This window comes from Deinococcus pimensis DSM 21231, from assembly GCF_000519345.1.
GTDB lineage: Bacteria > Deinococcota > Deinococci > Deinococcales > Deinococcaceae > Deinococcus_A > Deinococcus_A pimensis.
Window position 1 is genome coordinate 15,939 of sequence record NZ_KI912673.1, and the last position, 4,256, is coordinate 20,194.

At 71.9% G+C, this 4,256-nt stretch carries 5 protein-coding genes; 2 read left to right on the forward strand and 3 right to left on the reverse strand.

Features of this window, described 5'->3' with window-relative positions; translation table 11 throughout:
* Nucleotides 1-116: 116 nt before the first annotated feature.
* The gene (locus DEIPI_RS0122385; RefSeq protein WP_027483241.1) at nt 117-971 is read left to right on the forward strand and encodes an intradiol ring-cleavage dioxygenase; all 855 of its coding nucleotides are present in this window, start codon (nt 117-119) and stop codon (nt 969-971) included.
* A 3-nt stretch (nt 972-974) separates the two neighbouring features.
* Here DEIPI_RS0122385 and DEIPI_RS0122390 read toward each other — a convergent pair whose 3' ends face one another.
* Entirely contained in the window at nt 975-1,772 is a 798-nt protein-coding gene (locus DEIPI_RS0122390; RefSeq protein ID WP_157463897.1) for a helix-turn-helix domain-containing protein, read from the reverse strand.
* A 150-nt stretch (nt 1,773-1,922) separates the two neighbouring features.
* Between DEIPI_RS0122390 and DEIPI_RS36015 the strand changes: the two genes are divergently transcribed.
* Entirely contained in the window at nt 1,923-2,885 is a 963-nt protein-coding gene (locus DEIPI_RS36015; protein WP_052351933.1) for a phytanoyl-CoA dioxygenase family protein, read from the forward strand.
* Between the two features lie 246 nt (nt 2,886-3,131).
* On the opposite strand, the gene DEIPI_RS40570 is transcribed toward DEIPI_RS36015, so the two are convergent.
* Together DEIPI_RS40570 and DEIPI_RS0122405 are read right to left on the reverse strand one after the other, a co-directional pair.
* Complete coding sequence (locus DEIPI_RS40570) at nt 3,132-3,284, reverse strand: hypothetical protein (RefSeq protein ID WP_169737192.1); 153 nt, start codon at nt 3,282-3,284, stop codon at nt 3,132-3,134.
* 246 nt (nt 3,285-3,530) lie between these two features.
* The coding region (locus DEIPI_RS0122405) for a hypothetical protein (RefSeq protein ID WP_027483244.1) at nt 3,531-4,256 on the reverse strand (726 nt) is incomplete at its 5' end.

The following is a 4,256-nucleotide window of genomic DNA, read 5'->3' on the forward strand; positions in this document are numbered from 1 at the left end:
TGCGCGAGTTCAGGAAGAGCACCCGCGAACTCAAGCAGGACCTCGACCTCACCAGCACTGACCGCCCAGACCAGGCCTGACCCTCAACCCCGCCGCACCCCACGAGGAGCTTCACCATGACCGACCGTCCCATCCTGCCCTTCCCCAACGACGACCACGACCACGACGGGCCCGACCACTGGAACGACCTGGGCCTCTCCGCCGACCTGAACATGCTCTCCCGCGCCGTCGTGGATCGCCGCAAGGTTCTCTCGCTCGGCGTGGCGGGCATCGCCACCCTCGTCGCGGGCAGCATGGGCCTCTCGCGCGCCGCCAGTCAGGCCGCCGCGTGCGTGCCCGTCACGCCCTCCGAGACGGCCGGACCGTACCCGGCCGACGGGAGCCGCGCGAGCGGGCAGAGCGCCAACGTCCTGACCCGCTCGGGCATCGTCCGAAGGGACCTCCGGACGAGTCTCGGCACGCGGAACACCGCCGCGGGCGTCCCCCTCACGCTCACGATGAAGCTCGTGGACGTGAACGCGAGCTGCGCGCCGCTCGCCGGCCACGCGGTGTACGCCTGGCACTGCACGGCGGACGGGAACTACAGCATGTACAGCCCCGACACCGTCGGGGAGGACTTCCTGCGGGGCGTGCAGACCACGGGCAGGGACGGCAGCCTGACGTTCACCACGGTCTTCCCCGGCTGCTACCCGGGAAGGTGGCCACACGTGCACTTCGAGGTCTTCCCGACCGTCGCGGCCGCGACGAGCGCGCGAGGCGCGGTCCTGACCTCGCAACTGGCGCTGCCCGAATCCACGAGCCGCGCCGTGTACGCCCGCGGCGAGTACGGCGACAGCCTGCGCAACCTCGGCAGCCTCTCCCTGGAGCGGGACCTGGTCTTTCGCGACGGGTACGCGTCTCAGCTCGCGAAGGTCACGGGAGACGCCACGCGCGGGTACGGCGCGACGATCACCGTCGGCCTCGCCCGCTGAAGCTCACCTGACGCCGGGGGCGCGAGACTCACGGGTCGGCTCGGACGAGACGTCGCGTGTGCGGCGACGGTACTGGAGCGGCGTGAACCCCGTCGCGTCGCGGAACGCCACGTAGAAGCGGCTGACCGACCCGAAACCGGCCTCGGCGGCAATGTCGAGCACGGGCTGGTCGGTCACGAGCAGCAGACGTTGCGCGTGCGCGACCCGGTACTGCGTCAGGAACGCGTTCATGCTCAGCCCGAAGACCTCCCGGAAGACCGCCGCGGCATAGTTCGGGTGGACGCCGACATCCCGGGCGACGCCGCCGAGTCCCAGGGTGGGGTCGGCGTAGCGCGCCACGAGCGACTCCGCGAGCCGCGCCGCGAGCCCCGCCGCGCCGCGCGGCGGGGCTCGCATGGTCGGATGGGGCGCGCGGCGCGTGTCGAGGGCGAGTCGTCGGAGCCGCGCGTGAAGTTCGAGCTCGAACGCGGCGCGGTGCTCGGGATCGGCCGGGTCGCGCAGCCAACGGTCGAGCAGGGCCGGATCCCCCGGGTCGGTCTCGCCGAGCACGGGTTCGCCGCGCAGGAGGGGCTCGGCGAGCGCGGCGGGCAGGGCGAACCGCAGGACGGTCGCGAGCGGCACCGTGAGCACCACCATCCGCGTTCCGGGCGCGACGCGGACGACCCGGTGCGGGCGGACGCCCCAGAACACGAACGGCTGTCCGGCGGGCAGCGCGAGCGCGCCGGGGCCGAAGAGGTACTCGACTTCGCCCTCGCGGACGAAGTTGAGCTCGATCTCGCCGTGCCGATGCGCCTCGGTCATGAGGCCCGGCTCACCCTGATGAAGATGAAACCCGAAGTGCGCCCACACCGCCTCCATACCTGAGTTTACGGGAAGAACTCCAGGATTCCACGGAAGACGTTGGCGTGAGCGAAGGGTACGCTGCGGACATTCCAGCGCAAGGAGGCCCGCATGACATCCACACCCACCGTCCGGATCGTCGACCATCCACCCCGGCCCGAGCCCGTCCCACCTCGCACCCCGCACCACCTCACCGAGGAGCAGGTGCGCTTCTTCGACGAGCACGGCTACCTCGTGCTGCGCCGGTGGATCACCGGACCCCTGCTGGAGCGTCTGAGTGACGCCGGACACGCCTGGATCGAGGAGGGCCGCCGCCACCCCGAGCGCGCCGCGACCGGCGATTACAACTTCGCGCGCCGCGCGCACGGCGACGTCCTCTTCCGCGTCAACTACCTGCACGACAAGGGCCAGTCCGCGTCACTCGAACTGCTCGGCGACGCACGTGTCCTCGCGGTCGCCGAGAGCCTGTGCGGCCCCGACTTCGTCCCGACGTACGAGAGCATGGTCTTCAAGGACGAGGGGGACGGCGAGAAGATCCCCTGGCATCAGGACGCCGTGCATCCGCGCCGCACGCGCGTGTTCAACCTCGACCTGTACCTGGACCGTTCCTCGATCGGCGCGGGCGCCCTGCGGGTCGTGCCGGGCACGCAGAAGGGCAGGCTCGACCCCTGCGAGATCGCCGAGAAGTACGGCTGGGACGCGCCTGGCGTCATTCAGGTGGAGATGGAGCCCGGCGACGTGCTGCTGCACGACGTGATGGTGTTGCACGGCAGCGAGCCCACGGCGGGCAACGCGCTCAGACGCACCGTCTACCTGGAGTTCCGCGCGGCCGAGGGCATTCTCGAGGACGGCCCGTGGGACGAGGCGTGGATCGAGAAGCGTCTGAGGCTCGTGCCCGTCGCGATGAGGGCGCACGAACGCGCCTTCCCCCACGGGGACCGCTTCGAGTGGAACGTCTCCCCGCACCTGCGGCCCGCGCCGCTCGGGGACGACGAGACGGAACTCAAGGTCGCGCACGTCGTGCACACGCCCGGCTCGTGGTGCAGCGCCGGGGACGCGGGCAAAACGTCCTGAACGCGGCCGACGTTCCCGGTGAGGGAGCTCCCGGCGACGCGCCGCCACGACGCCCCGAGCGAGGACGCCTCCACCCGAACGTGGAGGCGTCCTCGCGCCGTGAAGCCGCCACCCGCGTGCGCGCGTGGAACGGGGACCTCGACGACGCGGGCGTCGTGCAGCGCGAGCTGAAAGCGAAGCTCCGCCTCGGTGGTGTTCCGCGCGCGGTCCCCGGGGCGATGCACCCGCACCGCGTACGACGTCCCGTCAGCGCCGCGCGCGGTACACGTGGTTGTTCCCGACGCTGACACGCTCAAGGTCGGTGACGCGCAGACCGAATTCCGCGCAGGCTCCGGGCAGGGCGGCGGGATCGACCGGGGTCAGGGGTGACCTCGCCAAGCTGAGAACGCCGGACGGCACACGTTCGACGCTACGACGACGAGCGCCCTCGTGCAAGGCGATCCACCCCGAACGGTCGCGTCCCCGCACCACCCACCACACGATCGCGCCGCACGGCACAGAACCACACCAAACCGTCGACCGAACCCCGGAGGCCCGCTCGACTCGCGCCAGGACACGTCCCACGGGTACATCCCACTCCACGGGAACGACAGGGACGGCGACCCACGCGCCCGCCAGCACCCAGCGGCGCCCCCCTCGTGCCCGTCACGCCTTCAGCGCGGGTCCCGACGGGTTCGGAAGCGGGAGCTCCGGGACGGCTTCCTCGGCAGGGTCCTGACCGAGGAGCGGCACGACGACCTTGAGGACCTCGCGCAGCGGGTGCTCGTGCGGTTCGACCCTCGGCACCCGCCACCCTTCGACCTTGGCCTTGCGGACGTAGTTGCGCAGATGTCGCGCGAGGCCGGACGCGCCGCCCGCGTGATCCGCGCGCCGCACGCACGCACGCAGCGCGCCCAGCGCCCACGGCGTCTTGAACGCGCCGTGCAGCTCGTCCACCGCGCTCGCGAGCGCCGGGTGCATGGTGTCGAGCGTCCAGCCGTTCACGGCCGCCTCACGCCGCGCGAAGGCCAGCGCGTCGGCGCGAAGGGTCTCGCGCAGCAGCGCCCGCACCTCGCCTTCGGCTGCCCGCCACGTCGCGGGCACCGTCAGCGACGTGGCGATGTCCTCGACGACGTCGAGCCGCCCGCCCGGCGTCACGGTGAAGCTCAGCGCGAGCGGCACGGCGTCGAGGTCGACGTGAAGCAGTCGGTCCTCGTGCCAGCGCAGCGCCGAGGTCGGCGCGTCCGGATGCACGCGCAGCGCGCCCGCCTCGTACGCCTCGAGCAGGTGCGTGGACATCAACGGCCCGTACGTCCGCGCGGCCTGACCGAAGGTGAAGCCCGCTCCGTCACGCCAGTCCTGCGCGCAGACCAGCAGGGCTAGCAGCACCAG